The organism is Shigella sp. FC1661, from assembly GCF_001712525.1.
Classification (GTDB): Bacteria; Pseudomonadota; Gammaproteobacteria; order Enterobacterales; family Enterobacteriaceae; genus Escherichia; species Escherichia coli.
The window spans coordinates 1-1,466 of the sequence record NZ_MDGW01000327.1 but is presented as its reverse complement, the minus strand read 5'-3'; the positions used below and the strand labels follow the sequence as shown (position 1 = coordinate 1,466).

The 1,466-nt window shown below is 46.1% G+C and carries 2 protein-coding genes and 1 pseudogene; 2 read left to right on the top strand and 1 reads right to left on the bottom strand.

From position 1 onward, the window contains the following. A partial coding sequence (locus BFF42_RS17005) for an IS3 family transposase (protein ID WP_021517114.1) occupies window positions 1-384 on the top strand: 384 nt, incomplete at its 5' end. Between the two features lie 432 nt (window positions 385-816). After that, window positions 817-1,064 (top strand): annotated as a pseudogene (locus tag BFF42_RS27855) (tetratricopeptide repeat protein); the annotation flags it as partial. Between the two features lie 42 nt (window positions 1,065-1,106). Here the strand turns inward: BFF42_RS27855 and BFF42_RS17000 are convergent. Further along, window positions 1,107-1,466: integrase core domain-containing protein (locus BFF42_RS17000; protein WP_146753229.1), on the bottom strand; the 360-nt coding region annotated here is incomplete at its 5' end.

The window sequence follows — 1,466 nt, the reverse complement described above, 5'->3', positions numbered from 1 at the left end:
GTCATGCTGGGAGCGGTGGAACGCCGCTTCGGCAACGATCTTCCGTCGTCTCCAGTGGAGTGGCTGACGGATAATGGTTCATGCTACCGGGCTAATGAAACACGCCAGTTCGCCCGGATGTTGGGACTTGAACCGAAGAACACGGCGGTGCGGAGTCCGGAGAGTAACGGAATAGCAGAGAGCTTCGTGAAAACGATAAAGCGTGACTACATCAGTATCATGCCCAAACCAGACGGGTTAACGGCAGCAAAGAACCTTGCAGAGGCGTTCGAGCATTATAACGAATGGCATCCGCATAGTGCGCTGGGTTATCGCTCGCCACGGGAATATCTGCGGCAGCGGGCTTGTAATGGGTTAAGTGATAACAGATGTCTGGAAATATAGGGGCAAATCCAATCACCTTACTCAGTCGACCTTCAAAATAAACGTTTAATAGGGACAATCACCATTTGGATTGTCCGCTGAGGAGGCGAACGTTTTCCTAGACAGCTTTATCATGTCAGCCCACATTGTTGGCGCTGACAATACTAAGGACAAACGATGGGGAAGTAGCTTTTTAGCGTTATTTTCGGGAGTAAAAAACATGGTATCTTTCCGTATGTCAGTTGTATCTTGCTGGTATTCGTAGTCGTGATAAGGCATACAACGATATTTATCTTCACGTTAGTGAAGAATAAGTTGTTTTGTGATCTATGTTAATCTGGGATTACAATCCGGGCTTGATACATCGCATCACGACTTTTATTCTCTTCAGAATAGAATATGTTACTCCCCGTTTTACAGGCTCAGGATTTGAATTACAAATTATACTTTTAAGTGAACAATAACCAGGGGTATTTCTTATTTCCTGAAACCAGGCTTGGCCCATTTCGGGATGAGTTTGAAAAAACTCTTGACGCATACGATAGTGATGAAATAAACGAAACAAATTACGTCAACAAACTCAGGCGTCTTGCCTGACATGCTCCTGACATCATTGATATTCACGCTCATCTGGCATATGCATTTGCGCTCTTTATGCTGCAATTCTGGCGAATGTTCATTTACAGCGTCATCAGGATGCTGAGGTGTACTGGCAATAGCGGACACTACCATTTGTTCTTTTTTTAAGCAGCCATCTGATGATATTTTTCCCTGAAGGCTGCCGGGGAGATATTCCCCAGACGAGAGTGACGACGCTGACGATTGTAGAAAATCTCAATGTATTCCCGTATTACTGAGATGGCTTCATCCCGGTTATTAAAACGATAGTGGCTCAGGCTCTCATTTTTCAGCGTTCCCCAGAAGCTTTCCATCGGAGCGTTGTCGTAACAGTGACCTTTACGCGACATTGATGTTTTCAGACCAGACTGCTCCTGTATGACCCGGTAATCGTATGCGCAGTACTGTGAACCTCGATCAGAGTGGTGGATTAGCCCGGCAGGTGGGCGCTGGCTCCTGAGCGCCATAAACAGGGCTTTACCTGT